The 19,559-nt window shown below is 43.0% G+C and carries 17 protein-coding genes; 6 read left to right on the forward strand and 11 right to left on the reverse strand.

The window, feature by feature from the left end; genetic code table 11:
- Positions 1 to 55: 55 nt before the first annotated feature.
- From miaA to tsaE, 3 genes are read right to left on the reverse strand one after another with little or no spacing between them, the layout of a single operon-like run.
- Positions 56 to 1,000, reverse strand: a complete 945-nt coding sequence (gene miaA / locus AY607_RS12990; protein WP_064102736.1) for a tRNA (adenosine(37)-N6)-dimethylallyltransferase MiaA — start codon at positions 998 to 1,000, stop codon at positions 56 to 58.
- 6 nt (positions 1,001 to 1,006) lie between these two features.
- A complete protein-coding gene (gene mutL / locus AY607_RS12995) occupies positions 1,007 to 2,974 on the reverse strand; it encodes a DNA mismatch repair endonuclease MutL (protein ID WP_064102737.1) in 1,968 nt (655 codons plus the stop codon).
- Positions 2,967 to 3,443 carry a tRNA (adenosine(37)-N6)-threonylcarbamoyltransferase complex ATPase subunit type 1 TsaE gene (gene tsaE, locus AY607_RS13000; RefSeq protein WP_064102738.1) on the reverse strand — a complete coding sequence of 159 codons (477 nt, stop codon included), beginning with the start codon at positions 3,441 to 3,443 and terminating at the stop codon, positions 2,967 to 2,969. The genes mutL and tsaE overlap by 8 nt, the downstream gene beginning before the upstream one ends.
- A 126-nt stretch (positions 3,444 to 3,569) precedes the next feature.
- Here tsaE and AY607_RS13005 point away from each other — a divergent pair, with 126 nt between their 5' ends.
- The 3 genes from AY607_RS13005 to AY607_RS13015 all read left to right on the forward strand — a co-directional run bounded on the left by AY607_RS13005 (position 3,570) and on the right by AY607_RS13015 (position 5,481).
- Positions 3,570 to 4,478 (forward strand): pseudouridine synthase, encoded by a 909-nt coding sequence (locus tag AY607_RS13005; RefSeq protein WP_064102739.1) that lies wholly within the window; start codon positions 3,570 to 3,572, stop codon positions 4,476 to 4,478.
- Positions 4,479 to 4,592: 114 nt separating this feature from the next.
- On the forward strand, positions 4,593 to 4,940 hold the full coding sequence (locus AY607_RS13010) for a type II toxin-antitoxin system RelB/DinJ family antitoxin (protein WP_064102740.1): 348 nt from the start codon (positions 4,593 to 4,595) through the stop codon (positions 4,938 to 4,940).
- Between the two features lie 97 nt (positions 4,941 to 5,037).
- Complete coding sequence (locus tag AY607_RS13015) at positions 5,038 to 5,481, forward strand: GNAT family N-acetyltransferase (RefSeq protein WP_064102741.1); 444 nt, start codon at positions 5,038 to 5,040, stop codon at positions 5,479 to 5,481.
- A 41-nt stretch (positions 5,482 to 5,522) separates the two neighbouring features.
- Here the strand turns inward: AY607_RS13015 and AY607_RS13020 are convergent, their stop codons facing one another.
- Complete coding sequence (locus AY607_RS13020) at positions 5,523 to 6,230, reverse strand: pseudouridine synthase (protein WP_064102742.1); 708 nt, start codon at positions 6,228 to 6,230, stop codon at positions 5,523 to 5,525.
- 140 nt (positions 6,231 to 6,370) lie between these two features.
- Between AY607_RS13020 and AY607_RS13025 the strand changes: the two genes are divergently transcribed.
- On the forward strand, positions 6,371 to 6,823 hold the full coding sequence (locus tag AY607_RS13025; protein ID WP_064102743.1) for a DUF441 domain-containing protein: 453 nt from the start codon (positions 6,371 to 6,373) through the stop codon (positions 6,821 to 6,823).
- A 252-nt stretch (positions 6,824 to 7,075) separates the two neighbouring features.
- On the opposite strand, the gene AY607_RS13030 is transcribed toward AY607_RS13025, so the two are convergent.
- The 5 genes from AY607_RS13030 to hrpA form a co-directional block, all read right to left on the reverse strand.
- Complete coding sequence (locus AY607_RS13030) at positions 7,076 to 8,791, reverse strand: AAA family ATPase (RefSeq protein ID WP_064102744.1); 1,716 nt, start codon at positions 8,789 to 8,791, stop codon at positions 7,076 to 7,078.
- Between the two features lie 87 nt (positions 8,792 to 8,878).
- Positions 8,879 to 10,885, reverse strand: coding sequence for a hypothetical protein (locus tag AY607_RS13035; RefSeq protein ID WP_064102745.1), 2,007 nt, complete (start codon positions 10,883 to 10,885; stop codon positions 8,879 to 8,881).
- Positions 10,886 to 11,073: 188 nt separating this feature from the next.
- Entirely contained in the window at positions 11,074 to 11,829 is a 756-nt protein-coding gene (locus tag AY607_RS13040) for a 1-acyl-sn-glycerol-3-phosphate acyltransferase (RefSeq protein WP_064102746.1), read from the reverse strand.
- A gap of 14 nt (positions 11,830 to 11,843) precedes the next feature.
- On the reverse strand, positions 11,844 to 12,953 hold the full coding sequence (locus AY607_RS13045; RefSeq protein WP_064102747.1) for a beta-ketoacyl-ACP synthase III: 1,110 nt from the start codon (positions 12,951 to 12,953) through the stop codon (positions 11,844 to 11,846).
- 30 nt (positions 12,954 to 12,983) lie between these two features.
- Positions 12,984 to 16,907 (reverse strand): ATP-dependent RNA helicase HrpA, encoded by a 3,924-nt coding sequence (gene hrpA / locus AY607_RS13050; RefSeq protein ID WP_171255310.1) that lies wholly within the window; start codon positions 16,905 to 16,907, stop codon positions 12,984 to 12,986.
- A 489-nt stretch (positions 16,908 to 17,396) separates the two neighbouring features.
- Between hrpA and ahpC the strand changes: the two genes are divergently transcribed.
- Both ahpC and AY607_RS13060 read left to right on the forward strand, forming a co-directional pair.
- Entirely contained in the window at positions 17,397 to 17,960 is a 564-nt protein-coding gene (gene ahpC, locus AY607_RS13055; RefSeq protein WP_004278916.1) for an alkyl hydroperoxide reductase subunit C, read from the forward strand.
- 284 nt (positions 17,961 to 18,244) lie between these two features.
- Positions 18,245 to 18,451: a KTSC domain-containing protein gene (locus tag AY607_RS13060; RefSeq protein ID WP_004278917.1), complete on the forward strand. Its 207-nt coding sequence runs from the start codon at positions 18,245 to 18,247 to the stop codon at positions 18,449 to 18,451.
- Positions 18,452 to 18,463: 12 nt separating this feature from the next.
- On the opposite strand, the gene AY607_RS13065 is transcribed toward AY607_RS13060, so the two are convergent.
- The gene (locus AY607_RS13065) at positions 18,464 to 19,054 is read right to left on the reverse strand and encodes an O-methyltransferase (RefSeq protein ID WP_155858365.1); all 591 of its coding nucleotides are present in this window, start codon (positions 19,052 to 19,054) and stop codon (positions 18,464 to 18,466) included.
- Positions 19,055 to 19,078: 24 nt separating this feature from the next.
- Positions 19,079 to 19,297, reverse strand: coding sequence for a DUF1653 domain-containing protein (locus AY607_RS13070; protein WP_064102750.1), 219 nt, complete (start codon positions 19,295 to 19,297; stop codon positions 19,079 to 19,081).
- Positions 19,298 to 19,559: the final 262 nt, after the last annotated feature.

Genomic DNA, 19,559 nt, shown 5'->3' on the forward strand with positions numbered 1-19,559 from the left:
ACTATCTCTATTTTTCAATTAAAAATTATAAAAAAGATAGTCTCTAAATTTTGCTTTATCCGTGACAGTTTCGCAAGTCTTCTTGAGCCTGCTGTAGCGTAAAATATGTTGTAAATTTATGCTTTTCTTGCAAAGACCTTAACCACGTATATTGACGTTTTGCAAGTTGTCGTGTGGCAAATAAAGCCTTATCCTCCATTTCCTGTTGCTTTTGCTTGGTTTTATCGCCATTTTTTAAAAATTCTATGGCTTGTCGATAGCCCACTGAACGCATGGAAGGTAAATTTTCATTAAAATCGTATTTTTCAATTAAGTTTGCAACTTCATTTAAAAAACCGCTTTCCCACATAATTTTCAGACGTTGTTGAATACGCCCATGTAATTCTAACCGATCAGGCATAAGAGCATAATTATGGAAACTGTAACGATATGGTAAGTTTTTAGGTTGTTCTGCCTGTAGTTTTGTAATCGGCTCTCCAGTCAATTTAAAAACTTCCAAGGCACGAATAATGCGCTGTTTGTCACTGACTTTGAATTTTTCACCGGCAATCGGATCGACTGCACATAATTCTGCATAAACCGCTTCCCAACCCTCCTGCTCACTTTTCGCCTCAATCTCTGCTCGTATAGCATAATCTGCACTTGGTAGATTATCTGACAGACCTTCGAGCAAAGCTTTAAAATACAGCATGGTTCCACCGACCAGAATCGGAGTCTTACCACGGGCATGAATATCATCAATTAAACGGCTAGCATCTTCGACAAAGTTGGCCGCAGAATACACTTCGAGTGGACTGATAATATCAATCAGGTGATGCGGATAACGCGCCAATTCCTCTTTTGAAGGCTTGGCAGTACCAATGTCCATTTCCCGATAAACCAGCGCAGAATCGACCGAAATCAGCTCAAAATCCCCTTGCTCATATAGCTCACATGCCAAAGCAGTTTTGCCACTTGCAGTTGGCCCCATTAAATTGATGACCGGCAATTGATTGGACATGTAAAACTACTCTCCTCGAGCAAAAAGTTTATCTAGTTGAGCCAATGGAAAGGCGCGCCAGGTTGGACGGCCATGATTACATTGACTGGCAAATTCGGTTTGTTCCATCTGCCGTAATAAAGCATTCATTTCCGACAAACTCAGGATACGATGTGCTCGCACTGCACCATGACAGGCCATGCCTGCCAGAATCTGGTCACGTTTCTGCAATAGACTTTGTGCCTGATCACCCGGATCTAAATCATTCAATAATTCAGGAATCAGGGCATCAAAATCAGCCTTGTGTAGAATAGCCGGCACACCACGTACAATGACTTGCTCATCACCATACTGATCAATCTCAAGTCCTAAACGTGCTAGTTGCTCCTTAAGTTCTTCTACCCGCATCGCCTGCATCCGGCTAATGTTTACGACCTTTGGAATCAGCAGTTGCTGTGACGTCCAGAATTCAGGTTTATCCCAGGCCGATTTCATCTGCTGCAAAACGATACGTTCATGCGCCGCATGCATATCGACAACAATCAGACCTTCGGTATTTTGCGCCAGAATGTAGATACCATGTAACTGAGCAATAGCAATGCCCAATGGATGCTCATCGACTTTAGACTTTACATATGTCTGGAATGATTGATCAGGATTAAAGGTTTCAGTTTCTGAACTCTCTCTAAGCGGAGCTAAATAACTTTGCAAGGCATTATTCAGCTGCTGTGAACCCGAATAAGATTTACGGTAATCTTGGGAATAATGCACCGTTTGTGGACCTGAAGAAGCAAAATCGGTCAGTACATCCGAAGTTCCATTTTCACTTAAAGCAGATGTCGCTCTCACCACCTGCGGCTGAGAATGTGCGGTCTGATGCAGGCTGAATTGTTCCTGATAACGTGGTTGCGGGGCCGTCAAGCCAGGCTGCTCATCCTGTTTCATTGCCTCGGCTAAATCTGCAGTTGCAGTCTGGAACTGTGCCAGCGTTTCTTTGGCATAATGCCGCACAAACTCATGTACTTCACGTTGATTCAGGAAGCGAATTTCATGCTTGGTCGGATGGACGTTTACATCCACATTCTCTGGATCAACTTCTAAAAACAGTAAATAAGCCGCATGCTGATGCCCATGCAAGATGCCGTCATAGGCCATCCGCAAGGCATGGGAAATGGTTTTGTCTTTGACAATCCGGCCATTCACATAGACATACTGCAAATCAGCCTGTGCACGCGCATCCGAAGGATGGCCTAGCCAACCAGATAAACGCATATTGATACTGTCTGCATCGATCCAGTAGGCATTTTCAGTAAACTGGCAGCCAAGCAATTGCTGTACCCGCTGAAAACGCAAAGCGCCGCTATCCGCCACGGGTAAATTCAGCTTGATGCTTTCATTATGTTCCAGCACAAACCGGATATCAAAATGCGTTAACGCCATACGGCGCACAATTTCTTCGATATGACCAAATTCAGTGCCCGGTTTTTTCAGGAATTTACGCCGTGCAGGCACATTAAAAAACAAATCCTGAACCCGGATATGCGTCCCTTTTGAGGCCGCAACAGCCTGAATTTCCTGATGATCAAAAGCCGTGCCATTGACTTCGACCTGATAACCGATGCCCTCATCACTTTGACTGCTGATCATGGTCAGGCGTGAAACTGCAGCAATCGACGCCAGTGCTTCGCCACGAAAGCCCAGACTGCTAATCGCATACAGCTCGTCAGCGCTCTGGATTTTGCTGGTTGCATGACGCATCACTGCCAGCGGTAAATCCTCATGATGAATTCCGCGCCCATTGTCGATGATTTCAATTAAGGTACTGCCGCCCTGTTCGACCCGAATGATCAGTTCTGTCGCCCCCGCATCAATCGAGTTTTCCAGTAATTCCTTGACCACAGAAGCCGGACGTTCAATAACCTCACCTGCGGCAATCTGGTTGGCAAGTGCAGGATCAAGGGTACGAATACGGCGCAGACTTAAATCATCAACCATTTGAAAATTCACGCTCCAAAGCCTGTTGCAATACCAGATTCGATGAAATCAGACTTGCAGTACGGGTCAATTCATCTTCAGATTTTAAAATTTCAATAATCAGGTCAGCCTGAGGGATTTCATCGCCACCTTTGGATGGCCATTCAAATAAAAATAGCGCATTCGGTGTTTCCAGATAATCCCGGATACCCATCAATTCCAGTTCATACGGATCATTGAGGCGATACAGATCAAAATGAAAAATATCCTGACCATTGATTTGATAGGGTTCGACCAATGTATAAGTTGGACTTTTCACTGAATCTTTATGACCCAGCTGTTGCAAATAATAACGCGTTAACGTCGTTTTTCCTGCCCCCAGGTCACCAATCAGATACACGACCCCCGCAGGAAAATTTTCGGCCAGAACCTTGGCCAGTTTTTGGGTATCATCTTCATGATTTAAAGTGACATTAAATGAATAAGGCATATTACTCACGACATGATGCAAAAGAATAAATATGATAGCATCGCCACGCTTTAAAAGCCTATTCACCCGTGTGAGAAACTGTATTTTTTCACAGCATCTATTCCTTAAGAGGTTAATCTGCCTGCCATGCAACCAACTGTTGAATTTAATCCGCCCATGCTGAATGGGGTCAGTGCCAGTAAAGTGTTTTTGCCAGCCAGTCCGGATGCGTCCCTGACAGTTTTTGCTTATTTATGCACACAATTTGCGCATATTACAGCAGATGAATGGCTGTCCCGTTTCAACGAGGGTCTGGTCTATGATGCCCAAGGCAATCAATTAAGCACAGAAAGTCCATTTCAGGCCAATAGCCATTGTTTTTATTACCGCTTTTTGGCACATGAAGTGCATGTTCCTTTTCAACATCAGATTTTATTTGAAAATGAGCATTTCATGGTGGTCGATAAACCGCATTTTTTGACCATGAGCCCGACCGGACAATATGTGCAGGAAACGCTACTGGTTCGTCTTAAAAAGCAAACCGGCAATGAGCATTTAACACCCATTCACCGGCTGGACCGTGAAACGGCAGGTGTAGTCCTGATTTCCAAATGCGTGGAATCGCGTGGCCTGTACCAGCAGTTATTTGCTACACGGCAGGTGCAAAAAACCTATCATGCGATTGCGGCGTATAACCCTAGTTTAAAATTCCCATTGGTCACCCGCTTGAGAATGCAAAAAGGTCAGCCCTTTTATACCATGCATGTGCTAGACGGAATGCCAAATAGCGAGACAGCGATTGACCTTTTGGAACACAACACAGAATGGGCCAAATATGAGCTGAAACCGCATACTGGCAAGCAGCATCAATTACGGGTGCACTTGAATCATCTGGGTATTCCGATCCGTCATGATCCCTTTTATCCACAAGTAGCGCACAAGGCGGAGGATGATTTTTCTGCGCCTTTAAGTTTATTGGCTAAACATATTCAATTTATCGATCCGATCACGCAGAAAAGCATGAATTTCAGCTCACACCTTGAATTGACACTGTAAATCGCTTGTCATTACAGATTATTTTCTAAAATCGGTCGCTTTAAGATTGAATTTCAAACGTAATTGATTAGAATAAAGGCGAAAAGTTAAGTAATTTAAAGCTTTAAAAATATTATGAGAAAAACTGAAGTTTATCAAATACGCTTGGACTCGCAAGAGAAGAAACAAGCCTTTGCAGTATTTAAGCAATTGGGGATTACGCCAGCTCAGGCTGTGCGTCTTTTTTTCAAGCAGGTGGTGATTACCAAATCGATCCCCTTCTCGATTGAAAACCAGAATATCAATCTGGAACAGCTGATCCGACTGCGCAAGCTGAAACAAAACGAAGCTAAAACCGAGCAAAATGCGCTTTCCAGTTCTGCCATGAATCTACTGGATGAGCAGGAGATTGCATTGGATGATGATCATCTTGATTTATTTGAAGAACTGAATGCTATTTTGGGTGAAAGCGACAAAATTTAACATTGTTGCATTTCCGAACAATTTCTAAAGCCTGCTACTCATAAACTTCGCTATGCTTGATGCTGATAATCAATAAAAAATTAGCATGGAGTATGCAATGCTTGTACGACGCGCCCAGTCAGCAGACCTGAATCAGCTGGCGATATTATTTGATGAATATCGACAGTTTTATGGTACGTCTTCCAATCCTGAACTCTCTTACCAATTTTTAAAACAGCGTTTTGAAGATGGGCAGACTGTTATTTTTATCAATACCAAAGATGATACCTTTGCCGGCTTTATTATCCTGTATCTGGGTTTTTCTTCGGTAGCCTGCTCGACCTACTATATTCTGGATGATGTGTATATTACGCCGGTTTTTCGGCGTCAGGGCGCAGCCAGACAACTGATTGATACCGCGATTTTATTTGCCAAACATGAACAGGCCTTAAGAATCACCCTAGAAACCCAAAAAAACAATTATCAATCGCACAAATTATATGAATCCATGGGATTTATTAGAGACGATGAGTTTCAAACCCATCACTGTTTCCTAAAATAAGCCTTATTTTTTAATCAAATTTCAAGAGAATAAAAAAATTATTATTCAGAGCGAAATTTGGCTTGTGCCACCTGTTCCATATTTAAATACAGCCACTCTCCTTCAGCCAGTTCTGGTAAAGCTAAAGCACCAATCTGTGCACGGTGCAGCTGCTCAACTTTGTTACCTACTGCTACCAGCATACGCTTCACCTGATGATAGACCCCTTGATGAATGGTTATTTGCAGACGATTTTCAGCCAATCGTGTCACTTCAGTAGCTGCAAAAATGCCTTTTTCATTTCTCAATTCGACACCTTGTTCTAGTTGCTGAATCTGTTCATCCATGACTAGATCCGCAGTTTGCATCTGATAGACCTTGGCCACATGCTTTTTGGGATGAGTTAAGGCTTGCAGGAACTGTCCATCATCAGTCAGCAATAACAGCCCGGTGGTATCCTGATCCAGACGGCCTACACACTGAATCCCCCGATTCAGCAGAATGTCATCAAACAGGTCAAACACACTAAAATGATGGGTCGCCTGATGCGAACATTCATAGCCTTGTGGCTTGTTTAAGGCGATATAGACTTTTTCCCGATAGGTATAGCTTTTACCATAAACCTCGAAATTCAAGTTATTTAAATCCAGTTTATGTTTGGGATTGTCAATCACTTCATCTTGAATTGAAACAGCACCATTTTTAATCAGTTGCTGACAATGCTTACGAGAGCCGAAACCTTGTGACTGCAACATTTTTTCCAATAGCATCTGTTTATACCTGTATCGAGTGAAGACCTGTGCATTCTATCCTGAATCAGTCATGAATTTGGTTTCTTCCTCTGTTTTCTAGATATCACGTGTTGAAAAGCTCTACAATAGCTTTATTTTTCACTCTATCTCTCCTACTTATGTCGCAACTTGATCTAAATCTGATTGTTCTTCTGGTATTACTGGCTTGCGGTATTTTCAGCCATAATAGTGCAGTCACCATTGCTGCAGCGGTGTTAATCGTTTTGAAAATCACGCCTCTCAGCAGTTTGTTGCCCTATGTACAGGTACATGGTTTAAATATCGGCATTATTATTCTGACCATTGGTGTTCTGACGCCAATTGCCAGTGGCAAAATTTCAGGAGAAAGTATTTTAAAATCTTTCCTGAGCTGGAAGTCTTTACTGGCCATCGCAATTGGGGTCTTTGTCGCCTGGTTGGGCGGACGTGGGGTGAAACTGATGTCAAGTCAGCCAGATGTAGTGGCCGGACTCTTGTTAGGCACAGTAGCAGGTGTAGCAGTATTACGCGGTGTTCCGGTTGGCCCTTTAATTGCGGCTGGAATTTTATCGGTATTGATTGGGACGCGATAATACATCGGGTTTTAAAAATGAGACTAAAGAATCAAATAATTTTAAAAGGCTGCCTATGCGTTTTATCTGTTAACGCCAAAGATCCACGATGACCTCCATGTCGCCCGACATCAACCTGTATCTCAAATTTTAATTGATAGAAAAATGGACATCTCACTGCAAGGTTATCTAATTCAGCTCAACCTTATTTTAGAAGATCGGACCAACTTTCTATCATTTTTCAATCTAGCAAGTAGACTGAAATATTCAAGCTTATTCCACAAACAGCAAGGCTAAACGCACCTGATCATAAGCCATTTTAGGCGTGGTCAATTCCACAATTGGACGCAGCTTAATAGAACCGTCATCATTAAAATGTTCCGAGTTTTGACGCTTGGTCAGGCGTTTATAAATCTTGCGAACCTGCTCCACCACTTCTTCACCCGGATGGGCAACTGAAATATCCAACCCCTGCTCTTTATGCAAACGACCTAAATGGTTAATGATGGTCGCCGGAGTCAAACCACGTTCAGTTGCAATATCGGCAATCTCATAACCTTCTTCAAACAGTTCCCGCGTTTCATCCAATGTTGCAGTGGCATAGCTTTGTTTTCCAGCATTCTTGGAAATTTTCTTCTCATTGCGCTGGATTTCAACTTCATTTAAAGTCCCGCCACAATGCCGGATAAAGGCATTATGCTGTACAGTCAGATCCACATTATCAAAATTCGCTTCGGCTTCATCAGAGAGTTCCTGAAAACGGCGATCCGCCTTAATCGCCAGAGTGTCGAGCTCTAAAGCCTGCTCATTAAAACCTTTTAAACGTAAGCCATTCAAGCTTTTTAACCGCGATAGCGCTACGTACCCCTGACCCTTTTCAAAAGTATGGCTCAGGTCAATCTCGGCAGCTTCCAGAGTCATTCCTTGGGATTTATGAATGGTAATCGCCCAGGCCAGACGTAATGGAATCTGCTGGAAACTGGCAATGGTTTTACCTGCTTCATTGTCGACCGACCAGGTTTCAGGCTCCACGATTAATGTAGTTCCATCCGTCAGTTTGACTTTCGGTAGCACGCCATATTCATCATCTTCTTCAAAGCCAATGACTTCACCCAGACTGCCGTTGATGTAGCCCATATCGAAGTTATTTTTCACAAACATGACTTTAGCATGTTTTTTCAGGGTTAAAGACTCTGGCGCACGCACTGAAGATTTTAAAGTCTCGATTAGCTTGTCATTGCCATCACATTGCGCATCAAACTGGCGTGGATCGTTGTCAATTTCATTCAGATGTTTGAAGTTAATACTGTCCACATCCATATTATGGGTATAAAGACGTGTATAGGTTTCGCCGATATCTTGCTGGCGTGTGGCCTGAAGCGCTGTACGATGTTCATGATTAATTGCCTGTGCACGAATGGCATTTAGAATATCATTCAGATAATCATTACCCTGACGATGCTGCTCGGTTAGGTAACAGACGCGAAACTTGGCTTCAACCCACGCATCCGACATAAAGCAGAATTTGTCACGGTTGCGTTCATCATTTTTACCGACGGGTGGCAACTGGAAAAAGTCGCCTGCAACAATCACCTGAATCCCACCAAAAGCCTCATCACTTTCCTTGAAATATTTCAGTACCTGATTGACCAGATTAAGCTGCTTGGCATGCAGCATGGAAATTTCATCAATGATCAGAACCTGTGCGTTTTCTAGATGTTCTTTTAGGTATTTACGTTCCTTCATGCGCTTTAAGTCTTCTTCAGACAAAAAGTCCTTAATTCCGATTCCCGCCCAGGTATGAATGGTCATACCATTCATGTGCGTTGCTGCAATCCCGGTCGATGCGGTAATCGCGACCGATACCTTACGGGCCTTCAGATAATTGATATATTGATTAAGTGTATAAGTTTTTCCCGCACCCGCAGAACCGGTTAAAAATACATTTTCGCCTGCTTTTAAGAGCTTAAGTGCAGTTTCCTGTTTCATAAAAGACATACCGTAAAAGAACGGCTATAGCCTAACGAGTTTTAGCGGAAAAGTTAAGCTTCATGGACATAAATGGACTGAATCTGGTCAAGCCTGCAGGTTTAGCCAGTTAATAAAATGCTGGGCTATGTTGCAGTATTCAGCTTCTGCTTTTTGATTGTTCGGATATTCCAGCTGATCAAAAATCACCTGTCCATTGACCAGACGGCAGCCCAGCATCAGCGGCAAGCGTACAGCAGGATGAGACATACGAAAGGCTAGATACTGGCCCTCCACTATTTGCTGGGCGTAACTTGCTGCCAGGCAGTTGCGGAAAATTTTGGTTTCTTCAATAATCCGGTCCAATGTTTTCAGCTCTTCAAAACGCCAGTTGAAATATAACAAGAAAGGGACCTGTGTCCGTGTTTTCCAATGAGCCAAAGCAAATTCTTTTTTCAGCTTGGCAACAATTTCCTGCTTCTGAATCTGATCATGCCAGGCAACGGCCTGACTAAACAAACTGGTCCAGCTCAGGTTTTTTGGTATGTGTTTATGATTGGAAAAATACTCAACCAAATAGTCGCGCACATAATTGTCAAATACCGACTCTCGCATATGCCCACCGTGCATATAAAACAGCTGCCTGAATTCAGTAAAGGTAATCTGGTAGCGCCGCAAAACAGTATAAAAGTCACGATTCTGCTGGCTTTGAGGCTGAATATACGCCAAAACTTCATCGGGAAGATGCGCGGTGATCCTATATAAATGCTGCATATACGCCTGCATCACCCGGCTCAAATTCAAGTAAACTTTCTTAGTCAGCTGATCATCCATTTTCGCCATATTGCGCAGCAACTCCATCCATTCATCCAGATACAGAATCGAGGGGCTAATCGCAATTCGTTGATCATCAAATGATTGGCGTGTGCCTTTCAATACAAATGACTGATTATGCTCACTCTGAAACCATTCATGCTGGATCGCATATTCATGTATGCTATGAATAAACAGACGTGCCGAAACATATTGAAAATATTGCAAGGTCGCCAGAATAATCTGTGGATGAATATGGTGACTATCTACAAAACTTAAGGCTGTCACCGCCACCCGCACACTGCTATGCTGGATATTGTTACTGATCCAGTCCAGCACTTCAGCAGATTGCTTGAATAGCCAATTTACCGCCCGCTGACAGTCAAACAGTGGCAATCGAGCCACCTTTTTTTGCCATAAATAAGAATGATTTTCCAGGAAATTCCGTTTAGATAACAAATTATCACGATGCCAGACCTCGCGGTTCATCAAACGGACAAAACCGAGCAGGTTGCTCTGCTCCTGTGCATGCCGATACAGCAAAGAGATATCATCAGTGTGATCAATAAGTTCCTGCAGGTTAAAACGCTCTTCAAAAGACAGTGACATAATCCGGAATGTTGCCGGAGGCAAAAATTGCGTAGCACTAAAACAGAATTCATCCAGACTATCCATCAATGACTGGATGGACAGAAATTCATCTTGCTGTAGATACTGCAAAGAAAAAGCCTGTTGCAAGCTTTCAAGGATTTGCTGTGGAATTTCATTCCCATGCTGCACAAAGTTTTGCATGACAGGTATCGTGTATAGTCCCGCCTTGATCAGCTGCTGATCAATAATCTCAGCCTGAACAGCCGACATCTGCTGCAGAAATGCGAATACCCGTTCTGGGCCATTGAGCCCTGCATACACCTGAGCAAAAATGAGCTGGCGTAACTGCTTGGCCTTGTCCCGCAAATATAGTGAATGCTGAGGTTTTAAATCACCGGTCAGGAAATAGATATCCTGTAGAAAGAACTCCTCCAGCGCTTCCGCCTTGCTTTTATGGAAATAAAACTGACGTTCCACCAAAGTAAATACAGCTCCTGAGTGTAGTGCGGGCGGAGTATGAAACTGGATATAAAACCATCCATCCAGCAATTCAATCCGATGCTGATCCTGCTGAATTTTTATTAAATTTTGTGCATTCAGCTGACCAATCATCGCCATCTGGTCAAGACAAAGCTGGTTTAGCTCTGGAGAAATCCGCAAACATTGTTGTACTAGTAAACTTAAAGGCGCTATCAAGCCATTCTGTTTCATACGCGCCTCGTCATCTTAGGATCATCTTATTTTTATATTGGATCATGCTGACTCCTTGATTGCCAATCAGGACCCACTTAAAGATACATTATGGCATCACTTGCACCATAAAACAGTCATGGATTTTCATTGCTGAAAAATAATACGCAACGGTAGACCAACAGTCCAGTTTTGATAGAAAACGCTTTTTATTGGCCTTGTTGCCGCAGCACGCTAAGTTCGGCCAGACCGGTATAAATGTGGTCTTGAAGACTCTGTCGAAATGCAATCAGCTCTTCCTGAGTATGCACCTGAGCCATCGATTGTCTGGGCATAAACTGAAAATAAAATGGCAGACGTTTGGGAAACAGTCGCTTGGGCAAAGAAGGAATTACATCGCCTTGACGTAGTAATTTTTTGAGTTGTGGTACTTTCAGGAGTGTCTGGAAATATTTGTGCTGGACAATCTTATTGGCATCAAAGCCAATCTCATAGACTTCGTCCCCACCGAGTGCAGCAAACGGGACAATATCATAGTTAAATTCCTGAGCCAGTTTTAAAAATCCGTAGCGCTGCTTCCAGATCAACTGATACTGCTCGCCTTTTCGTTTTAAAACTTCACGACCGCCACCCGGAAAGACCAGAATGGAATAGCCCTGCTGCATCGCAGTACGCACATAATGTTGTGTCCCATCAATGGCACCAAATTTTTTCACAGCTTCACGCCACAAGGGCACATAAAAATGGCTATGATCAGCAATGCTGACCACAGCCACTTTATGTTCGTTATAGAGATAATCAATCAGCATCGGAGAATCGAAGATTCCGTACATGGAATGATTACCGACATACATTGCAGGTCGACTGGCATCAATATATTCGGCCCCTAAAAAAGTAGGGGTAAAATAAAGTTTGGATAAGGCACTTAAGCGTCTAATCCACTGCCCGTCATGTTTGACCTGCAAAATATGCTCCTGGCTTATGCAACGTGTTTTTGTACCAGAATTGAGCCGACTGAATAGCCTGCACCAAATGAACAAAGTACGCCATATTCGCCATCTTCGACTTCATTTGCAGTACGGTGCAAGGCAATGATTACACCTGCTGAAGAGGTATTCGCGAACTCGTTCAGAATAATCGGTACCAGACCAGGTCTGGCATTCTCCTTACCCACCACCAGCTTCAGAATCAGTTCATTCATGCTGGCATTGGCCTGGTGCAACCAGAAACGTTTCACCTCTGTTGGCGCAATATGATTTTTCTCAAGCTGAGTAGTAATCATTTTTGCAACCAGTGGGCAGACTTCTTTAAATACCTTGCGACCATCCTGACGGAAACGCTTGTCATCAATATCGGCATTTTCAGACGTATTCAGAAAACCGAAGTTATTGCGGATATTATTGGAGAACTGGGTAAATAATGAAATATCCAGAATTTCAAAACCGGTCTTGGTTTCGGTATCTTCAATAATGGAGGCAGTTGCAACATCCCCAAAAATGAAGTGACAGTCACGTGAACGGAAATCGGTATGTGCAGAAGTAATTTCTACATTCACAAGCAACACACGGCGTGCACCTGCTTTGATCGCATCATAAGCCTGTTTCAGACCAAATGTAGCTGCAGAACAGGCCACATTCATGTCATAGGCATAGCCTTTGATTCCTAAAGCAGTTTGAATCTCAATCGCCACAGCCGGATAAGCACGTTGCAAATTCGAGCATGACAGAATCACGATATCAATATCTTCGGCAGTCACACCGGCATTTTCCATCGCCTGCTTGGCGGCAATTACACCCCACTCTGCTTGCAGTGAAATTTCGTCATCTGCACGTTCACGTAAGTTTGGACGTAAGCGTTTTGGATCAAGAATACCTGATTTTTCTACAACATAACGGCGCTGAACACCAGACGCTTTTTCAATAAACTCTGCACTAGAACCACGACGCGCTTCAATTTCGCCTGCAGCGATTTTGTCAGCATTTTCGTGATTAAACAGTTCCACATAAGCATTTAAACTTTCAACTAATTCTTCATTGGTGATGACGTGTTCCGGATGGAATAAGCCCGTACCCGTAATGCGGATGCCCATGTAAAACTCCTTCTCTGAATTACCTATATCTTAACTGATTCCAAGACGATCCCATACTTTTTGCAAGCGAGTTGGAGACACGGGTGCTTTTGTTTTCATCGGTTGTGAAAACAATGAGATTCTTAACTCCTCGACCATGAAATACAATTCTTTCAGACGAGGGTCATCTTTAAACTGAAATAATTTTTCCATCCATTGATCAATTTGGTCAATGGCGGAATTGTCCCTTTGTAGATTATTGGGCAAGCGCTCCAAACGCAAGATCAAAGCTTTTAAATAACGTGGAAATTCAATCCAGACATCAGAAGGTTTACGATAAACAAAATCAGAAAGGCTCATTAAATCAAGCTGATCTTCAATATCATTGATATTTTTTTTAAACACAGAATGGTCTAAAACCAGCAATTTCCGGCGGATTTCCTGCCACTGGATATAAATATCCGAGATCTCTTTCAGGGCGACCTGCCCATGACTTAAGAAAGATTTTTTTACATCTTCTACCAGCTTTTGGAACTCTTGCGCATTGACAGGAAGCTCATTTATGGACATTTGCAGTGTGGCATAAACTAACATTTGTTCCAGTTGTGCCTTGTCACCGAGTGGTGAATAAGCCAGCGCCAGAGGTTTGGAAATCTGTTTTTTCAACTGGCGGGTCAAGTCTCCGAGTTGCATATGTACCAGTCGGATCACTCCTTCACGATGTTTTTTGACCGCTTCAGCCTGATCATTAAAAGTCTGAATCACTACACCCGATTCATCTTTCTGCTCCAAGTCAGCAAAAGCTTTGGCCGGAACCAACGCCTGATACTGCTTGACCACAACACCGGTGACTTTTTGCGAGGCTTCAAATACAAAGCTTTCCGGGAAAGTTGTAAATTCACCTTTAAGCTGTTTGACCGGACTATGCGTTTCAGTCCGGCAGCGCGCTTTCAGCTCAGCAAGATCACGGCCCTGCTCAATGACACGACCTTTTTCATCAGTCACTTTAATAAAAGGCAACAGATATTGGTCTACCCGGTCAAAGCTGAAATCTTTCTCCGTGATTTGTTCGCCTCGCAGCTGGAAGGCCAAGAAACTAAAAATATGTTTCTGTAAATCCTGCGCATCTACTTTTGCCATGAGTTTTCGTGCAGTATCCGGAATTGGCACCAGATTACGGCGCTTGTCTTTTGGCAAAGACTTTAGTAATGCTTCAATCAGCTCCAGACGCCAGCCGGGAATTCCCCATGACCAGATCCCTTCATCGACCTGTGCCAAGGCTTGCAGTGGAATTTTAACTGTCGCGCCATCCTCATCATGACTCGGGTCAAAACGATAGGTTGCAGCCAGACGAAGGCTACCATTCTGCAAATAGTCCGGGAATTGTTGTGTGGTTGGACGATCATTTAGCCACAGCGCATCGTCATCAACAAATAAATAACGCGGATTTTGCGGCTCTACTGTGGCACGCCAGTCTTCAAAACTACGCCGACTGGCCACTTCAGGCGGCACTTTGGAAGCATAGAACTGGTAAATGGTTTCTTCATCTACGACCAGGTCACGACGGCGCAGCTTGTCTTCTACCCGCTCGACTTCTTCCAGTTTAAGCAGATTATGTTTTAAAAATGGTGGAGTAATGCCTAAATGCCCAGTGGTTAAAGCATCCCGTAAGAAGATTTCATGTGCAGCTGCCTGATCAACTTTTTCATAATTGATCGGACGCTTTGGCTCAATGATCAGACCAAACAGGGAAATCTGGTCATAGGCATTCACTACACCAGCTTTTTTCGACCAGTGCGGTTCAAAATAATGATGCTTGAGCAGGTCACGTGCGGCCAGCAGAATCCATTCCGGTTCAATCTTGGCAAGGGTACGTAAATACACTTGGGAAGTCTCGACCATTTCAAAGGCCATCACCCACGGCGTATTGGTCTTGTGCAAGGTAGAAGCCGGGAAAATTCGTGCTTTTTGCTGCCGCACTGCCATAAAGACATTACGCTCATCGGTCTTGTTGGCGATAAACGATAAGAGACCGGTCAACAAGGCACGGTGCAGATTTTCATAACTGGCTTTCTTTTCATTAAATGACAGTTTTAAGCCCTTAGCCAAATCCACCAACTGCTCATGCGTTTTCTTCCATTCACGCAGACGCAACCAGCTCAGGAAGTGATTACGCGCAAAAGTACGGCGCTTATTTTCACTCATGCTGTCGCGGTTATTGTGCAGCGTCTCCCAGAGTTTGATATAGAACAGGAAATCAGAATCGGCTTCACGGAATAGTGCATGTTTCTGATCCGCCTGCATCTGCTTGTCTGCCGGACGCTCACGCGGGTCCTGAACTGCAAGTGCTGCCACAATGACCAGCACTTCATTCAACGCCCCAAAATGTGCGCCACCAAGAATCATACGGGCCAGACGTGGATCGATCGGCATTTTCGCCATTTGTTGACCGATCTTGGTTAAGCCACTGCTTTGAAGTCTCCCTTTCTCAAAGGGAGATTTAGAGGGATTTGCTTGATCATCTTCAGTTTTAGGAGAATTTTTCTCAGCCATTGCACCCAGTTCAATCAGGAGCTTGCGGCCATCATTCACCAGGCGGTGATCTGGTGGCTCAATGAAGTCGAAGTCTTCGAGTGAACCCAACCCCAGACTTTGCATCTGCAAAATTACAGATGCCAGGTTGGTTCGCTTGATTTCCGGTTCGGTAAACTCTGGACGGCTCAGGAAGTCTTCCTCAGAATACAGACGAATACAGACACCCGGTGCAATACGGCCACAGCGGCCTTTACGCTGATTGGCTGCTGCCTGAGAAACGGCTTCAATCGGCAGGCGCTGCACCCGTGAACGATAGTTATAACGCGAAATACGGGCAAAACCACTGTCAATCACATACCGGATATTCGGAACGGTTAAAGCCGTTTCTGCCACGTTGGTGGCAATAATAATACGTCGCCCGCCCCCAGAAGGATTAAAGATTTTCTGCTGTTCGGCCAGCGCCAGACGCGCATATAAAGTTAATACTTCAGTATGGCGTGGCCCGTGTTTGATCAGGGTTTCCTGTAACTCACGAATTTCCTGCTCCGTACTGGCAAAAATCAGGATATCGGCGTGTTCAGGATGGCCTTTTTCCTGTGCATCCTGAAAGCATTCTTCGACTGCTTTGACCACAGCGCGAGGCAGATTTTCTTCAAAGTCATCAAACTCGTCATCATCACTACCGCCAATGCTCATTTCCGAGATCGGGCGATAACGCAGCTCAACCGGGAAGCTGCGGCCTTCCACTTCAAAAATTGGCGCACCATTAAAGTAACTGCTAAAACGGTTTACATCCAGGGTTGCTGAAGTAATGATGACTTTCAGATCAGGGCGACGCGGTAACAGCTGCTTCAGATAGCCCATAATGAAGTCGATATTCAACGAACGTTCATGCGCTTCATCAATAATAATCGTGTCATATTTGGTCAGGTAACGGTCATGCGTCAGTTCGGCCAGTAAAATACCGTCTGTCATCAAACGCACAATTGAATCTTGCGAACCCTGTTCTGTAAAACGAACTTTAAAAGAGATTGATTCCCCAAGTTTTTCACCGACTTCTTCAGCAATACGCTGTGATACGCTGCGTGCTGCCAGTCGGCGCGGTTGGGTATGCCCGATCATTCCAGTCAGGCCACGTCCAGCCAGCATGGCAATTTGCGGTAACTGGGTAGTTTTACCAGAACCGGTTTCACCCGCTACAATAATGACCTGATGCTTTTGAATCGCGGTAATCAGCTTGTCAGCATACTGGGTTACCGGCAAATCCTGATTCAGCTTGATGTTTGGAATATGCTCAAGCCGTTGCCGTACTTTCAGATTGGATTTTTCAAATAATTCCTGATACTGCTTGGCATTTGCGTCTTTCCCCTTTTTCAGTCGATTTAAACGGTGACGGTCACGCGCCATTACCCATTGATCTATATTTAAATGACTCTGCACAGAGAAAACACCCACATCAAAAAACTGGAAAGGTTTATTTTACTTGGTTCATCAGATTTCAGATAGTCGTAGTTCTGTTAAGTACCGGGCAATTTAACGTTACTCGTTTAATTTCACTCATTTTAGCGCAATAAATCTGGCAGCATGATCATCTCCCTGAGATCTGTCTACATGATTAGATTTAAGTATGAATCCGAATTTACGATTGATATTTAAATTAATTTCCGGAAAACATGCTTTTTTTCTAATTGACCCTTGAATTTTTTGGTTTCAACATCATGTTTGCTAGAGTGAGGAAAAAGAGATAATTTTGTCATCAGGCCATCATTTTGATGCTGCTAAGTGAACAAAGTTATTTTGCTAAGGCGGAGCATTTTTACTTAATTCGGTTTTTCCGATATTTATAATGTAAAAATACCATTTTAGCATTCACCAGAATTTCGATACTCTTATTCAAAATCAAAGACTACCTCAATCATGGAGACAATGATGAGCTTAATTAATACTGAAGTTAAACCATTTAAAGCAACTGCATTCCAAAACGGCAAATTCATTGAAGTTACAGAAGCTGACCTGAAAGGCAAATGGTCTGTTGTATTCTTCTATCCAGCTGACTTCACTTTCGTTTGCCCAACTGAACTAGGTGACCTTGCTGACAACTACGCTGAATTCCAAAAACTAGGCGTTGAAATCTACTCAGTTTCTACTGACACGCATTTCACTCACAAAGCTTGGCACGATTCTTCAGAAGAAATCAAAAAAATCCAGTACGTAATGGTTGGTGATGCTAACTGGACGCTTGCTAAAAACTTTGACGTATTAATCGAAGCTGATGGCCTTGCTGATCGCGGTACTTTTGTCATCGATCCAGAAGGTAAAATCCAAATCGTTGAAATCAACGCTGGTGGTATCGGCCGTGATGCTCAAGAACTTCTTCGTAAAGTTAAAGCAGCTCAATACGTACATGCTCACCCAGGCGAAGTTTGCCCAGCTAAATGGAAAGAAGGCGATGCAACTCTTGCTCCTTCAATCGACCTAGTAGGTAAAATCTAATTTTAATTAGATTGAAGTGATTCAAAAAAACCACGCTCTTTAGCGTGGTTTTTTATGGTTTAAACTTTTATGTCAGCGCAATACGGGATTTTATTAGGACTTTAAAAGGACTTTTAAAATTTCCGTCCAAATTTTTTCTTTTTTAATTATTTAAAATTCAGGCATATCTTTTGCTTCTCTTTCTCATAATCCTTACCCATTCTTACAATTCAGCTATACATCTCTAGCACCACATAGCATAAGTTCGAATGACAAGATAAGAAATATTCAGTGGAGGAACGCATATGCAAAAACTGCTTACCGTGATTTCTTGGAAATACAATCCTTCAAGTCGCCACCTGAAAATTGTATATAGTAATGGCCATACCGAGCTATATCACCCCGTACCTGAATTTATTTATGACAACCTGTTAAGACGCCAAGACAAAGCCGCATTCGTAGAAAAATATCTCGAATACAATTTGCATTTTAATAAAATTTGCATGGATTAAAACAAATCCGTTTTAACGGAACTCCACCATCAGCAAACCTGCGCCTATGGGTACTGTCATCATAATAAAACGTGGGTCTTGCTGAATTAAGGTGATAAATTCTTTCACTTCTGCTGCATGCGAAATAACATTATCGACTACCAGCAAACCGCCTTTGATCTTGAGCAACCGGCTTAAATGTGGCCAGTAACTGACATACGCATCTCGTTCGGCATCCAGTAAAATAAAATCAAATCCTTCTAGCATTGCTTCTAGATAAACTTGAGCATCTCCCACTTTAAAATCGATCACATCTGCCAGATCAATTTCTGTCGCATATTGCTTGGCCTGATCAACCCGTTCTGCATCAAGTTCAAGAGTTGTAATCTTGGCTTGAGTCTGGCGTGCAGCTTTAGCCAGCCATAAGGTTGAATAACCGGTAGACGTACCAATTTCCAATATCTTTTTGGATTGTTGCGCACGAATCAGCATAGATAAAAATTGGCCAGATTCGGGCTCTATATTGCGATATCGGTGTAGTCGATCATTCTGCTTCAGATCATGCATATGAAATTTTTCATATAATTCCTGCATGAATTTTTCAAATTTATCTGGATTCATTATCTCTCTTCCCTGAGTCTTGCTAGCTTAAAGTGCCTGAATCAATTTAAAACGTTCCACTTCCCGGTCATCGTTCGTGGTAATGGTTTCAGTGAACATCGTTAAAGGGCGTACCCAAATCGAATAATCCCCATAGAGACATTGATATACCACCAGTTTTTCTTCAGTTTCACTATGGTTCGCCACATGAAACACTTGATAAAGCTGACCCTTGTAATGCTGATAAATACCGCGTTGTAATTCCATCACTAAATCCTCCTCAATACATTCTAAATATTAACCTAAAATAGCAAACATAACGGCAAACTACTTGAAAATTCCCATTTAATCCATATATAGGAAATTGAAATTGATAGTGAATTTCTTAAGATATCCAAAAAATCGATTGATTATATAAAAACAACCTGTTTTACCTATTCAATCGATTATCCTATCATGGCTGTATCAAATAAACATTTACTCCTCTGGAGGCGTTAGCAATGTTAGACCAAAATACTTCTGCCCAACT

Origin of the sequence: Acinetobacter sp. SFA, from assembly GCF_001647535.1 — a bacterium.
GTDB lineage: Bacteria > Pseudomonadota > Gammaproteobacteria > Pseudomonadales > Moraxellaceae > Acinetobacter > Acinetobacter pecorum.

Excerpts from the sequence above, each read along its gene's own strand:
- AY607_RS13035 (WP_064102745.1), bottom strand. The coding sequence starts at position 10,885 with ATGAAACAGAATGGCTTGATAGCGCCTTTAAGTTTACTAGTACAACAA.
- mutL (WP_064102737.1), bottom strand. The coding sequence starts at position 2,974 with ATGGTTGATGATTTAAGTCTGCGCCGTATTCGTACCCTTGATCCTGCA.
- miaA (WP_064102736.1), bottom strand. The coding sequence starts at position 1,000 with ATGTCCAATCAATTGCCGGTCATCAATTTAATGGGGCCAACTGCAAGT.
- AY607_RS13025 (WP_064102743.1), top strand. The coding sequence starts at position 6,371 with ATGTCGCAACTTGATCTAAATCTGATTGTTCTTCTGGTATTACTGGCT.
- AY607_RS13060 (WP_004278917.1), top strand. The coding sequence starts at position 18,245 with ATGCAAAAACTGCTTACCGTGATTTCTTGGAAATACAATCCTTCAAGT.
- ahpC (WP_004278916.1), top strand. The coding sequence starts at position 17,397 with ATGAGCTTAATTAATACTGAAGTTAAACCATTTAAAGCAACTGCATTC.
- AY607_RS13070 (WP_064102750.1), bottom strand. The coding sequence starts at position 19,297 with ATGGAATTACAACGCGGTATTTATCAGCATTACAAGGGTCAGCTTTAT.
- AY607_RS13015 (WP_064102741.1), top strand. The coding sequence starts at position 5,038 with ATGCTTGTACGACGCGCCCAGTCAGCAGACCTGAATCAGCTGGCGATA.
- AY607_RS13020 (WP_064102742.1), bottom strand. The coding sequence starts at position 6,230 with ATGCTATTGGAAAAAATGTTGCAGTCACAAGGTTTCGGCTCTCGTAAG.
- AY607_RS13005 (WP_064102739.1), top strand. The coding sequence starts at position 3,570 with ATGCAACCAACTGTTGAATTTAATCCGCCCATGCTGAATGGGGTCAGT.
- AY607_RS13045 (WP_064102747.1), bottom strand. The coding sequence starts at position 12,953 with ATGGGCATCCGCATTACGGGTACGGGCTTATTCCATCCGGAACACGTC.
- AY607_RS13030 (WP_064102744.1), bottom strand. The coding sequence starts at position 8,791 with ATGAAACAGGAAACTGCACTTAAGCTCTTAAAAGCAGGCGAAAATGTA.
- AY607_RS13010 (WP_064102740.1), top strand. The coding sequence starts at position 4,593 with ATGAGAAAAACTGAAGTTTATCAAATACGCTTGGACTCGCAAGAGAAG.
- tsaE (WP_064102738.1), bottom strand. The coding sequence starts at position 3,443 with ATGCCTTATTCATTTAATGTCACTTTAAATCATGAAGATGATACCCAA.